Annotated in this window: 20 protein-coding genes and 2 pseudogenes; 10 read left to right on the forward strand and 12 right to left on the reverse strand. The window is 58.1% G+C overall.

Translation table 11 applies throughout. From position 1 onward, the window contains the following. Positions 1 to 232 precede the first annotated feature (232 nt). On the forward strand, positions 233 to 2,413 hold the full coding sequence (locus tag ASE04_RS29490) for a putative bifunctional diguanylate cyclase/phosphodiesterase (RefSeq protein WP_056826330.1): 2,181 nt from the start codon (positions 233 to 235) through the stop codon (positions 2,411 to 2,413). Between the two features lie 488 nt (positions 2,414 to 2,901). Continuing rightward, positions 2,902 to 3,750: pseudogene (locus tag ASE04_RS30510) on the forward strand (alpha/beta fold hydrolase); the annotation flags it as partial. A gap of 412 nt (positions 3,751 to 4,162) precedes the next feature. On the opposite strand, the gene ASE04_RS29510 reads toward ASE04_RS30510, so the two are convergent. The 3 genes from ASE04_RS29510 to ASE04_RS29520 form a co-directional block, all read right to left on the reverse strand. Beyond that, a complete protein-coding gene (locus tag ASE04_RS29510) occupies positions 4,163 to 4,654 on the reverse strand; it encodes a YciE/YciF ferroxidase family protein (RefSeq protein WP_056826339.1) in 492 nt (163 codons plus the stop codon). Positions 4,655 to 5,090: 436 nt separating this feature from the next. Continuing rightward, on the reverse strand, positions 5,091 to 5,324 hold the full coding sequence (locus ASE04_RS32340; RefSeq protein WP_056826341.1) for a DUF6894 family protein: 234 nt from the start codon (positions 5,322 to 5,324) through the stop codon (positions 5,091 to 5,093). After that, entirely contained in the window at positions 5,321 to 5,536 is a 216-nt protein-coding gene (locus ASE04_RS29520) for a hypothetical protein (RefSeq protein WP_056826344.1), read from the reverse strand. Before ASE04_RS29520 ends, ASE04_RS32340 begins: the two co-directional genes overlap by 4 nt. A 321-nt stretch (positions 5,537 to 5,857) precedes the next feature. Here ASE04_RS29520 and ASE04_RS30515 point away from each other — a divergent pair, with 321 nt between their 5' ends. Next, positions 5,858 to 6,055 carry a hypothetical protein gene (locus ASE04_RS30515; RefSeq protein ID WP_082597562.1) on the forward strand — a complete coding sequence of 66 codons (198 nt, stop codon included), beginning with the start codon at positions 5,858 to 5,860 and terminating at the stop codon, positions 6,053 to 6,055. A gap of 142 nt (positions 6,056 to 6,197) precedes the next feature. On the opposite strand, the gene ASE04_RS29525 is transcribed toward ASE04_RS30515, so the two are convergent. The 3 genes from ASE04_RS29525 to ASE04_RS30520 all read right to left on the reverse strand — a co-directional run bounded on the left by ASE04_RS29525 (position 6,198) and on the right by ASE04_RS30520 (position 7,553). Further along, positions 6,198 to 6,815 (reverse strand): flavodoxin family protein, encoded by a 618-nt coding sequence (locus ASE04_RS29525; protein WP_056826346.1) that lies wholly within the window; start codon positions 6,813 to 6,815, stop codon positions 6,198 to 6,200. Between the two features lie 109 nt (positions 6,816 to 6,924). Beyond that, positions 6,925 to 7,257 (reverse strand): hypothetical protein, encoded by a 333-nt coding sequence (locus ASE04_RS29530; RefSeq protein ID WP_056826348.1) that lies wholly within the window; start codon positions 7,255 to 7,257, stop codon positions 6,925 to 6,927. A 92-nt stretch (positions 7,258 to 7,349) separates the two neighbouring features. Then, entirely contained in the window at positions 7,350 to 7,553 is a 204-nt protein-coding gene (locus ASE04_RS30520) for a GMC oxidoreductase (RefSeq protein WP_082597580.1), read from the reverse strand. Between the two features lie 441 nt (positions 7,554 to 7,994). On the opposite strand from ASE04_RS30520, the gene ASE04_RS29535 reads away from it, so the two are divergent. The 4 genes from ASE04_RS29535 (at position 7,995) to ASE04_RS29550 (ending at position 10,673) form a co-directional block, all read left to right on the forward strand. Beyond that, positions 7,995 to 8,480 carry a response regulator gene (locus ASE04_RS29535; protein ID WP_056826350.1) on the forward strand — a complete coding sequence of 162 codons (486 nt, stop codon included), beginning with the start codon at positions 7,995 to 7,997 and terminating at the stop codon, positions 8,478 to 8,480. Positions 8,481 to 8,577: 97 nt separating this feature from the next. Further along, positions 8,578 to 9,711 (forward strand): helix-turn-helix domain-containing protein, encoded by a 1,134-nt coding sequence (locus tag ASE04_RS29540; RefSeq protein ID WP_056826352.1) that lies wholly within the window; start codon positions 8,578 to 8,580, stop codon positions 9,709 to 9,711. A gap of 181 nt (positions 9,712 to 9,892) precedes the next feature. Then, positions 9,893 to 10,063 (forward strand): hypothetical protein, encoded by a 171-nt coding sequence (locus ASE04_RS29545; RefSeq protein ID WP_156408924.1) that lies wholly within the window; start codon positions 9,893 to 9,895, stop codon positions 10,061 to 10,063. A 199-nt stretch (positions 10,064 to 10,262) separates the two neighbouring features. Next, on the forward strand, positions 10,263 to 10,673 hold the full coding sequence (locus ASE04_RS29550) for a DUF4174 domain-containing protein (protein WP_056826355.1): 411 nt from the start codon (positions 10,263 to 10,265) through the stop codon (positions 10,671 to 10,673). A 230-nt stretch (positions 10,674 to 10,903) separates the two neighbouring features. Here the strand turns inward: ASE04_RS29550 and ASE04_RS29555 are convergent, their stop codons facing one another. The 5 genes from ASE04_RS29555 to ASE04_RS29565 all read right to left on the reverse strand — a co-directional run bounded on the left by ASE04_RS29555 (position 10,904) and on the right by ASE04_RS29565 (position 13,222). Then, a complete protein-coding gene (locus ASE04_RS29555) occupies positions 10,904 to 11,398 on the reverse strand; it encodes a sigma-70 family RNA polymerase sigma factor (RefSeq protein ID WP_056826357.1) in 495 nt (164 codons plus the stop codon). 140 nt (positions 11,399 to 11,538) lie between these two features. Then, entirely contained in the window at positions 11,539 to 12,294 is a 756-nt protein-coding gene (locus ASE04_RS32125; protein ID WP_338012508.1) for a cation:proton antiporter domain-containing protein, read from the reverse strand. A 44-nt stretch (positions 12,295 to 12,338) separates the two neighbouring features. After that, positions 12,339 to 12,608, reverse strand: a complete 270-nt coding sequence (locus tag ASE04_RS32130; RefSeq protein WP_338012509.1) for a hypothetical protein — start codon at positions 12,606 to 12,608, stop codon at positions 12,339 to 12,341. Positions 12,609 to 12,616: 8 nt separating this feature from the next. Next, positions 12,617 to 12,856, reverse strand: a complete 240-nt coding sequence (locus ASE04_RS32135; protein WP_338012510.1) for a hypothetical protein — start codon at positions 12,854 to 12,856, stop codon at positions 12,617 to 12,619. Positions 12,857 to 12,943: 87 nt separating this feature from the next. Beyond that, positions 12,944 to 13,222 carry a hypothetical protein gene (locus ASE04_RS29565; protein ID WP_056826359.1) on the reverse strand — a complete coding sequence of 93 codons (279 nt, stop codon included), beginning with the start codon at positions 13,220 to 13,222 and terminating at the stop codon, positions 12,944 to 12,946. A 1,006-nt stretch (positions 13,223 to 14,228) separates the two neighbouring features. Here ASE04_RS29565 and ASE04_RS31875 point away from each other — a divergent pair. After that, a pseudogene (locus tag ASE04_RS31875) lies at positions 14,229 to 14,430 on the forward strand (hypothetical protein). A 1-nt stretch (position 14,431) separates the two neighbouring features. Beyond that, positions 14,432 to 14,638 carry a hypothetical protein gene (locus ASE04_RS31880; RefSeq protein ID WP_082597566.1) on the forward strand — a complete coding sequence of 69 codons (207 nt, stop codon included), beginning with the start codon at positions 14,432 to 14,434 and terminating at the stop codon, positions 14,636 to 14,638. Positions 14,639 to 15,015: 377 nt separating this feature from the next. Here the strand turns inward: ASE04_RS31880 and ASE04_RS29575 are convergent, their stop codons facing one another. Beyond that, positions 15,016 to 16,119 (reverse strand): flavodoxin family protein, encoded by a 1,104-nt coding sequence (locus ASE04_RS29575; RefSeq protein ID WP_056826363.1) that lies wholly within the window; start codon positions 16,117 to 16,119, stop codon positions 15,016 to 15,018. 150 nt (positions 16,120 to 16,269) lie between these two features. Between ASE04_RS29575 and ASE04_RS29580 the strand changes: the two genes are divergently transcribed. Then, positions 16,270 to 18,201, forward strand: a complete 1,932-nt coding sequence (locus ASE04_RS29580; protein ID WP_056826365.1) for a hybrid sensor histidine kinase/response regulator — start codon at positions 16,270 to 16,272, stop codon at positions 18,199 to 18,201. Positions 18,202 to 18,223 lie beyond the last annotated feature (22 nt).

Here is an 18,223-nt window from a genome sequence, read left to right on the forward strand (position 1 = left end):
GTGGCGCAAAAGTTCCATCGGCACACCCGCCAACGATGCGGTCGTGGTGCGAACCCGAGGATGAGGGGAAGTGGCACAGGGTGTGGGCATTTGTCGAGAAGCTACCAAGACAACCATGGTCGCGAACTAGCCGATCGACGGCGGTTGGTACGTAAACGTACCTGAGAATCTTCTGATATTCTTAACGGCGAGACCATAGCCTTGCATTTAGTAGTACCGGAATGGACTTGCGATGCGCCTAAAATCTTCCCCGCTCCTTGTTGGCTTCTCGCTTGCCGTCCTCTTTGCCGCATTCGTAATGGGGACGATCTACCTGACAATGTTCTGGGCGACGGATCGATCTGACCGGGCGGCGATCGTTCGCCAGGACAGGCTCGTCGAGCTCGCAGTCAGCAAGATGCAGGCATCGATCGCCCACGACCAGGAAAGTGCGACCGTCTGGGACGACGCGGTCGAGCGGGTCACCGCCCATGATCGTGATTGGCTCGACGCCAATCTCGGACGCTGGATGCATTCCTATTTTGGACATGACCAGGCGTTTATCGTGGGCCCGGACGATCGGCTTGTCTACGGCTTCTCGATTGATCAGGCAGATGAGACGAGAGCCTATGTCGCTGTTTCAGGGGCCGCGCAAGAATTGATCGGACCGCTGCGCAAGCGACTGGCCGCGAATGATACATCCGGGGTTACCGACCATACGCTCAGCATCGGCGAGGTCGACGTCTTCCGCATCAGCGATCGGCCTGCCATCGTCAGCGTCAAGCCGATCATGTCCGACACCGGAAATATTATCCAGGCTGCTGGGCGCGAGTACCTGCACGTCGCGGTCCGTTACCTTGACGGAGACTTCGCAACCTCCCTCGGACAGGAGTATTTCTTCAAGGATATGCGGTTTGCCATGTCAGCTGGAGACAATCCACTCCTTCGGTCCTTTCCAGTCTCCTCGAAGTCCGGCGTCGTCATTGGCTATTTCACCTGGCGACCCTTCAGGCCCGGGCATATGGCGTTGCGCGCGACCGAACCCATCCTGACCGTCGGCTGCGCCATTATCCTTTGCGCCGCGACGGGATTGGTCTTCGCGCTTCAGCGGCGATCCAGGCGACTACGGGAAAGCCAGAGCGAACTTCTGCGCCTTGCCCATCATGATCCCTTGAGCGGGCTGCCGAACCGTGCCGCGTTCACGGCCATGGTCTCGAAAACACTGGCAAACTGCGATGCCACGATCCTCTTCCTCGACCTCGACCGCTTCAAGCAAGTAAACGACACGCTTGGGCACGCGGTCGGCGATCGCCTGATCTGCCACGTAGCGCAACGCCTCTGCGCAACGGCCAAGACCGCATTGATGGTTTCACGCATGGGCGGAGACGAATTCACGATGATCGTTCCGGGAACCGATCTAGCCGCGATTGAACGGCTTGCCGAGAGCCTGATTGGCGCCATCCGTCAGCCCTTCGATATCGATGGCCAACCGATCGCAATCGGGCTCAGCATCGGGATCGCATTTTCAGCGGACGGATCTTCGGACGGCATAGACGTGCTGCGGCGCGCCGACATCGCCCTTTATCAAGCAAAGGCCACCGGTCGAAACCGGTTTGTCATCTTTGGCGCGCAGATGGATCAAATGATGAAGGCGCGCCGCGAACTTGAATATGATCTCCGCTCAGCGCTCAAGGATCGCTGCCAGATCGAGGTTCACTATCAACCGATCTTCGGGGCCCGTGAAGGACAGCTTCTTGGCGTCGAAGCGCTGGCGAGATGGCGCCATCCCACAAAAGGTTTCGTCCAGCCTGATGTCTTCATCCAGATCGCGGAGGAGGCCGGTCTGATCACACAGCTCGGCGAGCAGGTCCTGACAATAGCCCTGGCCGATGCAGTCAGTTGGCCGGGGCTTTCGCTTTCCGTCAACGCTTCGGCCCTTGAGTTGCGTGACGAGGACTATGGCAGACGAGTTGGCGATATTATCGACCGCTTCTCGTTCGATCCCACGCAGCTTGAGATCGAGATCACGGAAAGCGCGATACTTGAAGACGAGGCCGCTTGTCGCGACAATATCGAGGTGCTTCGCGGGCGAGGCGTGCAGTTTGCCCTCGATGATTTTGGAACTGGATTTTCCTCGTTCGGTCGCATGCAAAAACTCGATGTCGATCGCATCAAGATCGACCGTTGCTTCGTCGAAGGCTGCGGAACCGTCGGCAGCAATGAAGCCATCGTTCAAGCTATGATCAATCTAGCCCACGCGCAGGGGATGCGAGCAACGGCCGAAGGCATCGAGACCGACGTACAACGAAATCGTCTTCGTGAACTCGGATGCGACGCCCTGCAGGGTTTCCTTTTGTCTCGCCCGGTTGGCTCTGACAAGATCGGCGACATCTATCGGCAAGCAGAGGAAAAGCGGGTAGCGGCCTGGCGCTAGCAGGTTTGGTTCACGCGAGAGGCTGCCTTCGGTTCAGTAATCAGCGCCGAACGCCTCTCGGTATCAATGCGACCACGAGATCGGGAACTTGTCACTTTAGCCAGGGTTATCACGGACGCAGGAACGCATTAGGCCCTCTCCGAAAGTACATGCAAATGCACGTCTATCGCGCCCTTACCCAGAAAATCCGGTCACGGGATCGGTCGCTGTCAGTCTCTACCGAGTTGGTGACCAAATTAGAGACTATCCCGCAAAATTGCTGCCCGGCGGCAAGGACACGATCTTCCCGGGTGGGGAATCGGCGGCTGACGCTGTCTGTCGATTGGCGAGGCAACATCTCTATGCCGACACGGAGCCTGCCTTCGTCGAATTGGGGGAGGGCTGGGGTGCAACGGTGTCTGGGGAACCCTCGTGTGAAAACGGCCTCTCGAGCTCTTAGAGTGCAACCATCAAGCCAGCGCCCAGCCTTCCAATTTCTCAGGTGGTTTATGTTTTCTGATTTCAAGTTGGAGATGATTGATGTCGGCCCGGGCGCCTTGAGGGTGCGCCATGGCGGCTCGGGTCCACCACTTCTCTTGCTGCATGGGCACCCCCGCACGCACATGACCTGGGGCGCCGTCGCAGATCGGCTTGCTGATGATTTCACCATCGTCTGTCCCGATCTTAGGGGCTTCGGCAAATCGTTCCAACCGAAGGATGAACCCGACAGCAAGGGATCGTCGAAACGACAAAAGGCGGTCGACTGCATCGAGCTTATGAAGCGGCTCGGTCACCAGCGTTTCTTCGTTGCCGGTCACGACCGTGGGAGCTATGTGGCCTTTCGTCTTGCCATGGATTCACCCGGTTCTGTCGCAAGGCTTGCAGTCATCGACAGCATTCCGATTGTCGAACATCTCGAGCGCATGGACTGGCGCTTTGCCAGATCCTGGTACCACTGGTTCTTTTTCGCCCAGAACGATCGGCCAGAGGCCGCCATCAACCAAGACGCATCCAAATGGTATGACAGTATCCGGCCGGACCGCATGGGAACGGCCGCCTTCAACGACGTCATGGATGCAATCAACGATCCCGCCGTTGTTCACGGCATGGTCGAAGACTACAGAGCCGGGCTTAGCGTTGACTGGAAGCACGATGTGCAAGACCGCCACGGAGGACGCCGCCTTGCCTGTCCGCTCCTTTGTCTCTGGTCGCGTTACGACGACCTTGAGGAGCATTTCGGTAATCCTCTCGAAATCTGGCGTGATTGGGCCACCGACGTTCAAGGCCATTCGATAGAGAGCGGACACCACGTGGCCGAGGAAAATCCCCAGGCACTCGCTGTGGCGCTTCGGATTTTTTCAAAGCAGGCACAACATAAACACGGCCTCGCCGATCGTGTATGGCTCGGCCAGCCAGTGGCAGCTAGGGCGTATTGGCCGAACGTGGTATCAACCCTATTGTCGCCATGGCCTGCACGCCAGTCGGCTGCTGTGAAATCGGGGTGCCTTCCCGTTCGAGCGTTTTGCGAACCTCGTCCTCATTCCAACCCGCTTCGGTGGCTGCAAGGATCAGCTTTTCCTTCTTTTCCGTATTAGACGCCCGCGAGGTCTCGTCAAGAAACCGTCGGGCGGGCTCAAGGCAGTCGAGGAGGTTGCTGGCGCGGGCCTCCTCGGTCTCGCAGTAGCTTGGAGAAGCGACATATGGCATTTTTAAATCCTCCTTCTTATTATGTGAACGATGGTCGGCCGCCCGATGGCCGCCGACATCGCGTCAGGCAGCCTTTGCGTTGGCAGCGGAGACCGCCAGCACCGTCAGCTTTTTGTCGGTTGCATCCTCCTCGGCGAGGTTCTGCTCGAGGAGCGGTACGGCTTGCTTCATTCCGAGCTGTTTCGCCCAGGCGATCAACGTGCCGTAGCGTGCAATTTCATAGTGCTCGACCGCCTGTGCAGACGAGATCAGGCCCGCGTCGAGGGCCGGCGATCCTTTGAATTCCTCGATGATCTCCTCGCCCTCGGCGAGGATCCCCTGGATGGCTTCACACGTCTTTCCGCGCGCCGCCTTGCCAACTATCTCGAAGACCTGCTCTAGGCGCTCGATCTGTCCCTGCGTTTCATCGCGATGCTGCAGAAAGGCAGCCTGTCCCTCTTCGGACTGGGCGGCTCTCGCCATCTTCGGCAGCGTCTTCAAGATTTGCTTTTCGGCGTAATAAATGTCCTTCAGAGTATCGAGAAAGAGATCCTCAAGTGTCTTCGGCGTGGCCATTTGTGTCCTCGTTGATTGTTGAGCTCTAACTGTCAAACCGCGTTTTCAAACATAAAACTGTGCTGGATGTTCCCATGACCGATCAATCTTTCGGCCGGCCGTCGCGTAAGGTCGAACGAAGACACCGGTTGCAGGTCGGACGCTGCTACGACTTGGCTTCCGTCCAGAGCCGGCCTGAGTTGCGGACCGTGCCTTTGCAAGCTTTACTGACGGCTCCCCCCAATACGCTCACCCTATCGAGGGCTGCGACACAGCGCGGCCTGGACCTCGCTTCCCCATGCTGAGCACCGGCGAGGAACCGATATCTTGCCGCGTCGGAACCATCCCGGTCAGCCAGCTTGAAGCGAAGCGCAGGAGGGACCGCCTGGAGATAGCTCCGTTCGACCTCCAGCTCGAATAAGGTGGAACGGTACCGGCCTCGCCGATATCCAGCCTGCTACCTAAGGGGAACTTTCGCGACTATTTTTCCATCTTCGTCGGTGATTTCGAAACTGCGCGGCGCTCGCCCGGTCCTGCGGCAACCGAGCGCCTTGAGGATCGCGTTTGAGCCGAAGAGAGCCGCGGTAATTGCAGCGTGGGTGTCGGGAAACACAAGACCTCTTTGATCAACCACACAGTCGTCGCCAAGCATAACATTAAAGAAGAAGCGCCCTCCCTCGTTGTTGTTCATCGGATCGAAAGATCGCGTGTAATCGAATGGATGGTCGGAGTGTGCTTCTTCGCCGACATCAAGATGTCCAATTCAATTGCCGATGGTCCGAAGCGAAAGAAGAGATCTTCCGCGGTACTGCGCGAAAGGCGATATTTCTCTTGGAATTCCGCGAGTGAGTAGGCAACGCCGCGTAGAGCGCGACGCCGCTCGAAGGGGCGGTCGCCTTGCATGTCTTCCTCCACAAAACGTCTTTGTCTAATCGATACCGTCCTAAAAGGTTCCCGGAGTGCCTTTTAAGCGGACCCGGTCCCTGGAACCCGCGTCGCGCCGCGACGTCTTGACGATAAGGCAAAGGCAGAGCCACGCGCATGAGCGCGCGTCCGTCGAGCTGTGAAACTTGCGATACGATTCATGGGCTCGGCATCCTACGACCTAGATACCTCCGCGCCATTGCCTGGCGAAAGTCTCTGCTTGCGCGCAGGGCTGATCGTCATGGCTGCCAAGGGAACTTCAGGACGGCATCGTCGTTTCTAAGCCATAGGAGATTTGCAATGCCAACGACCGTCCCGACCGTCCCCAATCCTGCCGAAACACCGCGTGGACCAATACCTGCTCCCGGCATTCCGGACCGTACGCGCGAGGATCCGCCGCCCACCCCAGTTCAAGATCCGTCGGACACGAAAAATCCCAACGATCCGCCGCGAAATCCGGCGCTTATCCCGATTGGCGATCCGGCGGGGGCCGCATAGGCCCTCAACTCCGTGTGCGTGGGAAAGGGTCAATTAACGCCGTACGAACATCGACCGGCCGGAAATCCTCAGACATCCCCAACATTCAGAAGACCGACACTCTCGCGCCGAGCGTGCTTGTTGATTGCCTCGGCTCTCAAGATCAAGCGTTCGACGTAACGCCAGGATAGGCACTCTTCCGCAGTAGGCTCGCAAGGTGTACCGCATTGATCGCAAGCACAACGTTTTGTGCCACTGCTTCGGGCACGGTCTTGAGATCGCGAAAATTGGTACTACCCATCGCCTCGCCAACCCAATAGGCGACGGCGCTTGCCGGGATTGTAAAGCCAACATCGTTCAGCGCCTGGTAGATTTCTGCCGAAACGTGATGAGCGCCATCCTCGTTTCCTACGACACAGACCACCCCTACCTTGCCATACGAAACCATCCGGCCCTTGTCGTCGATCTCCTCGAGGAACGCGTCCATTCTTTCGAGCGCACGTTTTGCGACGCTCGATGGCTGGCCAAGCCAGATGGGGGTACCAAGGACTAGGATGTCGGCCGCAAGAAGCTTCTTGCGAATGGCGGGCCAATCGTCTCCCTCTCCTTCATCCGACGTTACTCCAGGCATGATGTTGAAATCGGCAAGCCTGACAATCTCGTGACTCACGCCATATTGTTCCAGAGCCTCGAGAACCAAGCCTAGCATCCGCTCGGTGGAGGACGCAGATGCATCGGTGCGATTCAGTGTTGCGTTCAATGCGATTGCCTTCAGAGCCATTGATGATTTCCTCCTTGCGATACGGTCCACGGGCAGCAACTGGGGACGACAGCGTAACTGGTCCGTTGGAAATGGACGGAGGCCCGATGAGCCTCCGCCTGGGAGAAAGTCAGTGATTGTCCGGGCACGCGTCGCTGACCGAGGCGCCGCCGCTACCGCCTTCAGTACCCACGGCGCCGGGCGCCGGGTCGACCGGGCAGCGCGAGCGGTCGACCGTTCCTGTGGCATTCGTGTTGCCGCCGGCGGTACTATTGGTGGAATTTGGGTCAATCACCGGCGCCGATGTACCGGTCTGCATCTGGACATCGCCGGAGGCGCCGCCGCCTGCATCCTTGGTGGACCTGTCGCCAGCCATGTTGTTCGGAACTGGATTGGATTGCGCGAAGGCTGTGGACGCCATTCCAAATGACAGGATGGCTGCAGCCAGAACGTTCATCTTCATCAGGTGTCTCCTCGTTTGGGATGTTACGAGATGCGAACCCTGGCGCGGGGTCCTTGTTCCGCTCAACCGCGATTTAATTCGTCACAGCGATCTCAACAACAAGGTGCCGTCAAGTGGTCGGCAAGGCGCAACGCGAAAGCGACAGCCGGCAATGTGGGGTTGGCCTGGCCGGATGTCGGAAGGATCAAACCTCTCGCAATGAACAGGTTCTTCAGGTCGTGGACCTTGCAATTTCCATCCACCACCCCGTTCGGCGATTGCTCGACATGCGCGTCACGCCGACCTGGTGATATCATCGAGCGCTTGTGCACAGACGAAAGATTGCAGCTCTCGCCGCAGCCAAAGAAAACCAATGGCCCCTTTCGCCAGTTCGACGCTTGCAACGATCCATGGCGAGATGGGCGGCGATCACCGACCGAGGAGGCGATGTTCCAAACCCTGTCGCTCCGCGGACCCTTTGGTGCGAGTTTCGTTGATCGCTACTTGTCGTCGAACGGTTCCGGTATCGCCATCGTGAAGCCTCCGATAGCTCCAACATCGTTCATCGCGAGTTTTCCATCAAATTTTAGGCCGCCAGCGACAAGTGAGCCGAGCCTGACATCCGATGACTGGTCCAAACGTTCAGTCTTCGGGTTTCGTCGTTTTCGTACAGAACGACTCACGGGCGGTGCTTCGCATTGATTCCCGCGCGCCATCCTGACAGATTTGGTTCTCACGCCGTCTCAGCAGGAGTTTGCATGGTCTCGCTCGCACTGTCCGATGGTGTATTCGAACCTCACCCCACGGCCGAACGGCAGCGCTTTCGTCGAGGGAAGTCGAAAATCGAAGGTTATCGCTTTCTCGTCGTCGAGGACGACCTTCTCATCGCGATGGAGGCGGTCGAGAGACTTTCGCTACTTGGCATGGAGGTCCTTGGCCCAGCCACAACCGTCGCAGACGCTGTGCAGATGATCGAACACGGCCCTGCAATCGATTGCGCGCTGCTGGATTTCAACCTCAATGGCGAGATGTCATATCCTGCGGCAGGGCTGCTCAGGATGAAACAGATCCCCTTCGCCTTTGTAAGCGGATATGATGACTGCGTGCTGCCTGGATTTTTCCGGGACGCCCTCGTCTGCAGCAAGCCGGCAGATTGGGAGACGATCGCAATGCTTGTTGCTCACAGTCGAAGACGCGCAAACCTTACCTTAGATCGGGTCTCAGCCTCTTCCGCTCCGTCTTGAATAGATAGCCAGTCAGAGGCACTCGGTTATATCTTGTCGTGCGAAGGTGTTGCCCCATCTATCCCGGATAAGAGCACGGACAGAGCTGAGGTGCCGCATGATTGCGCGAGAGGCCCTTGCCGGGAAACGCATTCTTCTGGTCGAAGACGATTACTTCACCGTTACCGAGCTATCCTCGCGGCTAGCCGAGATGGAGGTCGTCGTCGTGGGCATGTCGCCTACGGTAGCGCAAGCGTTGGAGATGATCGCTTCCACGCCTGACCTTGACGGTGCGATCCTCGATATCAACCTCGGTGGCGAAATGGTGTTTCCGGTCGCGGACGAGCTTGAGCGACAAGGACTACCATTCGTATTCGCGACGGCTTATGCCCCGGAAATCGTACCGGCGCGCCACGCCGACAAGATCGTGCTGCGCAAGCCTTTAGACGACGAAGGTCTGGCGCTCGGACTTTCGAGGTCATCCAAGCCAAGGCCGGTGTCAATCGAGGAGGCGTCAGGCAACCAGATCCTGGCCCTCCTTCCAGAGCATATTCTCTCAGAGCTCCTCCCGGTCCTTCGTCACGTTCAGGTGCCAAGGGGCGCAGTCCTCGAGGTTGCCGGCCAGTCCATCAGCCGGGTGTATTTTCCGCTTGATTGCATCGCCTCGCTCGTCGCCGTCGGCTCCGCCGGGTCGAGGATCGAGACGGGCCTCATTGGAAGGGAAGGCATGACCGGCACCGGGATCGCACTTGGCGACGAGCGCACACCGCACGAGCTTATCAATCAGATTGAGGGCGCGACGTTGGCTATGGCGGCTCACGATTTCAGGCTCATGTTGAGGAAATATCAGGCACTAGACGTTCTGGCCGGCCGCTTTGCCCGCTCACTCGGCATCCAGGTCAGTCATACGGCGCTTGCCAACGGAAAGTTCGACATTCGTACGCGATTGGCCAGGTGGCTGCTGATGGTAGATGATCGTGCTGGCACGAGCGCCTTCGGGCTGACCCACGAGTACCTGTCGATCATGCTCGGTGCAAGGCGTTCCTCCGTGACGGAGGCAATCCACATCCTTGAAGGCGAGCATCTGATCCGGTCATCCAGAAGCAATCTGGAGATTAGAGATCGTCCTCGGTTGATAGAGTTCGCCGGCGAGGCCTACGGAACACCCGAGGCGGAACATCGGCGATTGATGTCCCTTCCCGTGGTCTCGACAAATGCTCGTTCTAGAGCCTTGGCTCAAGCGATCGGATAGTTGCCCAGTGCTGTTGATGCCGCGAGTGGATCCGTGTTTGCGATACCACACCATTCAGACACGATCGATCGTCTCGTTTGGCTCGCAGAGAACCGTGACAATGGAACACCCTGCTTAGCCCAGGGGAACTTTTGTCCGACAGCGCGGTTTTTAAACCAACGAAGATTGGTTGTGGACCGACATGGCAAAGATTGCTGATGATCCTGTTGAAGCAACGGCACGCTCCCCCGGGGAGAGGAAAACCAAGAGGAAGGCGGCAAAGTTTGTCATCATCTTGATTGCCGGTGTCGCCCTCGCATTTTTCTTCCTCTATCTTTGCATTATTGTGTGGGCGGCCTTCGGATCTCACTAGATAAGAGCAACGCGCACGGGGACGCCGCCTCCTTTCGTTGAGGCGAAGTCCCGTCAAACCGCCGGAAGGCGCAGCCCGGCCCCCCTGTGAACACGTTCCAGGTCATTTGCCGCACCGGCGGGCCCATTTGCCCTGAGATGCGGAACCTTGTTGAACCGGTTGGTTAAAACGACGTCGTCCATCGACATAGGAGATGATCATGCTGAAATCGCTTCTGAAGGAGATCATTGGCGCTGTGCCCAATAGTTCGGAGCGTGCCGAATGCCTCCAGGCTTTTCGCGGCAAATGCCGCGTACTCGTTCTATTCGAAGGGGCTTCTGACGACAGACCGGAGATCCAGGAAGGTTATCTCACGGACCAGCAGGAGGTCTTGGCGTCGAATGATATAGCGTTGCTGCGAGTTGCCGGGGGAGGCGTCTTCTCAAGCCTCGAAACCCCGGTCGATATCAGCGTCGACGATCTGCGGGCTGACTTGAACGGCCCATCGCCGGAGGACTTCGAGGCCGTTTTGGTCGATCGTGACGGAGCTGTCGTTTTCCGTTCTAAGGCACCTGTTCAGTTGTCCGCGATCCTGTCGGCGCTCGACAGTGTTTCAAACCGGAGTAACTGAAGCTCGGCCTGCAAGCGCAGGAAGATCCGCGACCCTGCCTGGAATCTCGCAATGGGCTCAGACGGTAGGTCAGTACTACCGTTTGGTTCTTGCGCAGCGCCTCAACCTATTTACTCTGCGTCGGCGCCGGGTGAAAACTCCGATTTCACGGATCGGAAAAACCAGGGTGGGTTAGCGTCAACAGCAGGATATTGTACCCTCTGCGAAGTGTTTCCAGCCGACCGCCGAAACTAGATTGTCACGGCCTCGCCATAGGTTCGGGCCCCGAGCGAAGAAAGAAGATGCGCGCGTGCCCGTCCGACCCGGCTTTTTACGGTGCCGACTTCACAGCGTTCGCGGTGCGCAGTTTCTTCACAGGACATGCCCGATGCGACATGAAGAAGCGTTTCCCGGTAAAGCGGTAAGAGTTGGGCGATTGCTTTTTCAACGTCGCGGCAATGGAGCGAGAGATCCTGCGACGCCAATACCGCTAGTTCCAACAAGGCGGCGTCCTCAGCAGCACCTAGCGGACTGCGCTTTGACATGCGAGAACTGGTCAGGAACGTGTTTCGCATGATCGTGAATGTCCATGATTTGAGGTTGGTGCCCGGCGCAAAGCGCTCCTTGTTCGCGAGTGCCTTGACAAGCATTTCTTGCACTAGGTCGTCTGCATCGCAGGAGGTTCTTGTCAGCCGCAAGGCAAAGGCACGAAGTGTGGGAAGCAGTGTAACGAGTTCAGGTTCCAACAGGCACGCTCCATCGTTGACGCAACGAAACAATGGACGCCGTGACAAACCGTTCCTGGCCTTTACCGTGGGGTCTGCCAGCGTACGATGTGAAGGACATTCACCGTATTGAAGGTGGGACTGGCGCCAGACCTGAGCGATCAGTGTTCCTTGCCGACCGGCGCGTGCATCGGCTTCATTGGATCGACGCCACGGCGACGATCGATCCAGCGCATAACCGGCGTAAGCGCAACGCCGTGTACAATGATCGATATCAGAATGATCAGAAAGATGGTTGCCCAGACGGTTTCGATCCCTTTGAACGATGCCCGTCCCGATGCATAGGCAAGGTAATAGATCGAGCCCAGTCCACGAATGCCGAAGACCGATACGATCACCTTTTCAACCCGTGGCTGCGGGCAACCGAGCAGACTGACCCAGCCGGCCAGCGGCCTGACGACCGCAATAACCAAAACTGCGACCAGGATGACTTTCGCGTCGACGAGCTGGAAGAGGGTTTTTTCCGCGAGAACGGCTCCGAAACACACCAGCAAGACCATCATCAGCAGCCGCTCGATCTTCTCGCCAAAATCGTGAAGCTCGCCGTGGAAGTCATTGTGCCGCTCGACGGAACGTAGCGTCAGCGCCGTGACGAAGACGGCGACGAAGCCATAGCCGTGAACGATCTCGGTCAGGCTATAGGAGATGAATGTGAAACCAAGCGCCGCCAATCCATCACCTGTCCTCGCAATCTGGCCTCCAGCCGGCACCTTGAACGTGAAAAATCCAAGAATGCGTCCAACGAGCCAGCCCATCGCAATACCTGCCGCGAGCTTCCACACAACGTCTATCACCAACCATTGCCATATCCAGGGCTCGCCCGATGCGCCGCTGGTAGCAATTGCAATCGCAGCCATGACGAAAGGAAAACTGAGGCCGTCGTTCAGTCCCGCTTCCGACGTCAGGGCGAAGCGGATGTCGTCCTCCTCGCCTGTCTGGGGGGGCCGACCTGGACGTCGCCGGCGAGGATCGGGTCCGTCGGGGCAAGAGCTGCACCCAGGAGAAGCGCCGACGATATGCCAAGCCCGAGAACCGTCCACCCAAGCAACGTGATAGCCGTGATCGAGATCGGCATGGCTATTCCAAGCAGACGCCAGGTGATTTGCCAACGCTGCCAACTGATCGGGCGGTCGATTTTCAGCCCTGCTCCCATCAGTGCGACAATGACCACGAGTTCCGTCAGGTCTCCGCAAGGGTAACGTTTTCGAGAGGGTTGGTCTGTGGGATCAGGTCAACGGGGGACCACGCGAGACCAAAACCGATGAGAATGCAGCAAATCGGCAGCGACAGCGGCATGTGCCTGACAACGAGCGGCAGCCACGTCGTCATGAGGACGACGAAGCCGAAAACAAAAAGAGTGACGATGTAGCTGTTCACCGACGTGCTCCATGTGGAGTGAGAGCGAACGCGGGAGCGCATGACACGTTCCAGGACTGGGACGACTATGTTCGGCCCGTTTATCAGGGTCGTTTGGAATTACGATCGATCGTGGGCGCTCATCTGGTCTTACAACCAGGGTTCAGTGCCCATCGGCAAGACGACATCAGGAGACTCAATCACCTCGATGAGGTCACGTAGATGTTCTGGAACCAATCCATCGATCAAAAGCGTTTTCGTCAACGGCATCTCGAGAAAGATCTGAAGAATGTTCGACCCGGCAAGGGGAGGCATGCCCGGAGCAAATCGCGGTGCGATGAGGCGGGTCGGACTCCGCGTCCGCTCGTTTTCGCGCCAGACAGGGGCAAGCCAGGCCCTCCCTTTCCATTCGACAAAGTCGATGCTCATGATGCATCCCTCGACCGGCAAGACCGCCGCTCCTTCATTTGAACCTCGTCCATTGCCGTCGCTCTCGTCGCTGTCGTTTCGCGACCGCCGATAGCACGAGTTTTCGATCGCTGTTTTATGCGTACGGCGTCGTACCCATGGTCATCCAACTGGTCCTGTCCGCTAGCGTACCGACTTGAACTCTTCCAGCGTCGAGGCGTTTCTTGCGCTGCAAGACCATTCCAAAAACTTGGGGCGGCCGGCCCTTTCTGGTGGGCTATGTTGCCCGTGCATCCGAATGTGAGACGAACAATGACAGAACCCATTCAACGGGGACCAGGCTCCCGCTCGACGGCAGCGCAACGATCGGAAGCGCGCGAGGCGACCGAGAAGTTCGTTCGCAAGGCGGTGGAAGAGGAAAAACGAAGGCGAGAGGAAAAGACAACCCGGCTTAGGGCGGCGCGCCTGCAGGCGCGTAAGCTACAAAGCCCGGATTGAATATCTGAGGCGATCTTTGCGAACGATATTCTCCCTGCCTAACACGCTCGCATCGATTGTAGCATTATCTGGAAAACGAACCACGCATAGCAGGACTCGCTAATATACCAACCGAGATATAAGAACATTCGAAAAACGGATGCGAAAAAAAGCAACAAGCCCGTCGAGACGCGCTGCAACGAAAGGCATGGGTAGCAAAGTTTGGTCGGTTTAAGGCCTTTCGCAACGCGACGTAGGAATAACAACGGTCGTGCGCCGCAGGTGGGCGAGGCAATCGGTCCACAGTCAGCCAATGAAACTGCTCGGATAGACGATCGATATCAGCCAAGCGCTAGCTGGATCCATCTTTAACAAAGCCGAAGAGGTTCCCGGTTGTCTAACGCGGCTTTTCGGGAAAGAACGCGAGTGTCGCCTGCGCGACCACAATACCCTTGATAGATAGCTTGGTCGCATCTCCTTATTTTCGATCGCCATAGCGGGAACTCGCGACGTATCTTGGGGTTACATGCCCGAGAAAGGAGACTCCGATATGGCTATGAACCAATCAAGCAACGGTGCCCCGGGTACCACCGATCAGTCCCCACGATGGGAAGGGCCGCAAGAAAATAAGCCCCCGCGGCTACCTTCCTGCAAAGGACAATCCCGACGAAGTGCATGATGGCAATGACGAGACCAATCGGGATCCTCGCGTCAAGGACGTTTCCGACGGCCTTAAGCAGAAAGGCGAGTGAAATGACGAATGTCGAAAAGGATGCAACGGGCCAGTTTGCGAAATCCGTCGCTGACCGAAAGTCCTCCGGTGTGAGCAGTGCGAAACCGACGGTGGTCACGGGATCTGAAGATGCTACCGTCCATAAAACGCCCCCCGGAAAGAAGCCTGCGAAGGATTGGGATATAAATTACGATCCGTCCGACATGAACGAGGGCCGGTCACGGTAGTCGGCGGGAGATTTCGGGCCTCCCGTTTAAAAAGTCGCGATCTCCAGAGCTTTTTGAAGGCCTCTGGGAACCTCGGTGGCAGCAAGGTTAAGCGGCGGGACATGGCAGTGCCTGCGTTTGTCGTGTCTTGTCAGCAGGCGCCCTCCGGTTTCCCTCCCAAGCCGGGGGCGCTTTTCACGTGGAAACGATCCTCACAGGGGTTGAGTCCAAATCCGACAAGGTATGATTTGTATCGAGCGTCTTGGTGAAAGAGTGCGAAGAACGGCGAGGGACGAAGGAAGCCGCATCTAAAGCGCTAGCAGGGCAGCCGGAAGCGCCAAGTACCGCTGGTGCCCGAGCGTTTTCTGACAAACACACCGGCTAGCGCCTACGCTCAGTCATTTCTTCCGAGGTTGTTCGAGCTGTCGGCCTGCTGAAATCTGCGTTCCCGATCGCGCCGCCGAAACTGCTTCGAGCAATGTTCGGGCGGCGTTTCGCACTTCTCCTTGGAACGCCAGGTCGTTTTCATAGGAAACATGGTTCGTGGCGTAAGGCTCCCAATAGCCGATATATCTGTCCAGTTCGGCCGCTGTGCCGGCGGGGATAAGCTCCATCGATTTCAGCCAGTCCGAAAGGCTACGTCGAACGTTTTCCGCGCCCTCGGTATCTCCGTGAACGATGACTGAGAACAGGCGCCCCGCAAGATGGCGCGGATAATCCCACCCATTCATCTCGAGCATCTTTGCTTCTACGGCGTGCTTGCCATGTGTGGACGTCGGATCGGGATTGCCGCCATCGGCGCAGACGAGCCTGTCCATCATCAGCTTGAGCGGCGACGACGTCTGGTACCAGTTCACCGGAGTGATGATCATGATGCCATGAGCCTCGACCCATAGGGGATAGATATCGTTCATCCAGTCGTGGACCTGGCCGAGCGAGTAGTTCGGGTAGCACGAGCACGGCCAGTGACACAAAGCGGCCGATGTCGAGAAGCATGCTTTGCAGGGATGTATATGGCGGCCGTACTCGGAAGCTACGCGACTGAGGTCGAGGACCTTTGTCTCCACGCCGGGTTGCTGATCGAGCAGCGACCGCGCAAGCTCGACCATGCGATAGCTCTTCGACAGTTCGCCCGGACAGGTATGCTCGCTTCGCGACGAGCCGTTGACGAGCAGAATGCGATGCGGGTCATCGGATTTCTCATACCGCTGTCTCGCCTGGTCGATTGCGTCGCGCGCAGTGAGCCAATCAACAGAGAGCTCATAGCCCGGATCTGCGAACTCCGGGCCGGCGACCCTTGTCCTTGGGCTCTTTCGGGAGTTTTCGTACGCGTCCCAGGCAGCTGCGGCAACCTTCGCAAGCTCTCCGTCGAGTTCCCCGTAGGCAGGGTCGGAGAACTGGTTGAGAATGCGTCTCTTGAATTCGGTCTCGTCGAGGCGCGGGCTTGGACTACCCTTGCGTGGTTCTAGATCGGCGGGTGATGCGGCCTCTACCTGGGTCATAGGAACTCCTTTCGTGCCCGACCTAACGCCGGGCCCGCTCTCGCCTTCCCGTGGGTACGTGGCATAACGACGTTTGTCGGAGGGCCTTGCCTCCTCGCGGGCGGAACCTATCTTTTCCGCAAAAAACAGAACGAGCGAATTGCCGCCCCGATGACCGAAACCACGAGAATCTCGATCGAAGACCGGTACCGGCTCCTGATCGATAACATTACCGATTACGCGGTCTACATGCTCGACGTTGACGGCTACGTCAGTAGCTGGAACCCGGGCGCCAACCGCTTCAAGGGCTACCCGGAATCGGAAATCCTCGGCAAACATTTCTCCCGCTTCTATACCCCTAAGGACAGGGCCTCTGGCTTGCCGGAACGGGCCTTAGCAACCGCGGCCGCGCAAGGCCGCTTCGAGGCCGAAGGATGGCGGGTTCGCAAGGATGGACGGCAATTCTGGGCGCATGTAGTCATCGATCCCATCCGCGACAGCACCGGAGCGCTCATCGGCTACGCCAAGATCACACGTGACCTCTCCGAGCGAAAGAACGCCGAAGATAATCTGCAAAAAAGCGAGGAGCAGCTGCGGCTCCTCGTGCAGGGGGTCACGGACTACGCAATCTTCATGCTGGATCCGAAAGGACACGTGACGACTTGGAACGCTGGCGCTCGACGCATCAAGGGCTACGAGCCCGATGAGATCATCGGCCGGCATTTTTCAGAGTTCTATACCGCGGAAGATCGCGCCGACGGACTGCCAGCCTTGGCGCTTGAAACCGCCGCCAGGGAAGGACGGTTTGAGCGGGAGGGTTGGCGGCTGCGCAAGGACGGAACTCGGTTCTTCGCCAATGTCATCATCGATGCGATCCATGCCGATGACGGTGGGCTGCTTGGATTTGCAAAGATAACGCGGGACATCACCGAGAAAAGGAATGCACAGGAGGCGCTGGACCGCGCCCAGCAGGAGCTCTTCCAGATCCAGAAGATGGAAGCCGTCGGCCAGCTGACGGGAGGCATGGCGCATGATTTTAACAATTTGCTGATGGCGGTTCTGGGAAGTCTCGAGATTGCGCGGAAGCGCGCAGGCGAGGACCACGCCGTCGTCGAGCTCATCGATAACGCCATACAAGGAGCAAAGCGCGGTGCGGTCCTGACACAAAGACTGCTGGCGTTTTCACGTAAGCAGGCTCTCAAGCTCGAAAGTGTCGAGGTATCGGACCTGGTACGGGGAATGGCCGAATTGCTTCAACGAGCAATTGGACCGTCGCTTGAGATCGCAACCCGGTTTCCGCTTGTTCTTCCGCTTGTTCGTGCCGACATCAATCAGCTGGAAACAGCTGTACTCAACCTTGTTGTCAACGCCCGCGACGCGATGCCGGCCGGCGGCACCATCACCATTGCGGCGCGCCAGGCCGCGCTGCCTGGCAGTCTAACGGACCAAGCTCATTACGTCTGTCTCTCGGTCGAAGATAGCGGGGAGGGGATGGACCAAGCGACGCTCAGCAAGGCAACGGATCCGTTTTTCACCACCAAGGGCGTTGGCAAGGGTACCGGTCTTGGGCTTTCTATGGTTCAGGGATTGATGGAACAGGCAGGCGGCAAGCTCGCACTGATCTCCTCACCTGGCGCTGGAACCACGGCGGAACTTTGGCTGCCCGTCGCCGATACGATGGAACCAGCAATCCCGACAGCTGCCGACGTCGCCCCGTCGACGCCGCCCCCCGCCGATCATCCTTCTTTGGCCGTTCTCGTTGTCGACGACGACAGCCTGGTCTTGATGAATACCGTTTTGATGCTCGAGGATCTCGGGCACTCGACCATGCAGGCGGGGTCGGGTGCGGAGGCGCTACAGATACTGGAGCAGGGTCCATTGCCGGACATCGTCATCACCGACCATGCCATGCCGCGAATGACGGGAGCAGAACTTGCCCGAGAAGTTTCGCACCGCTTTCCTGAAGTTTCACTGGTTCTCGCGACCGGGTACGCTGAGCTTCCATCGGATCATGGAGGTGACCTTCCGCGCCTCTCGAAGCCATTCACCCAGGCCGACTTGAGCGAGATGCTTTTGAACGTCGCGGCCCGCGAACTCGGTTAGAGCCGCCGAGGCGCGGGAACTA

Origin of the sequence: Rhizobium sp. Root708, from assembly GCF_001429725.1 — a bacterium.
Classification (GTDB): domain Bacteria; phylum Pseudomonadota; class Alphaproteobacteria; order Rhizobiales; family Rhizobiaceae; genus Rhizobium.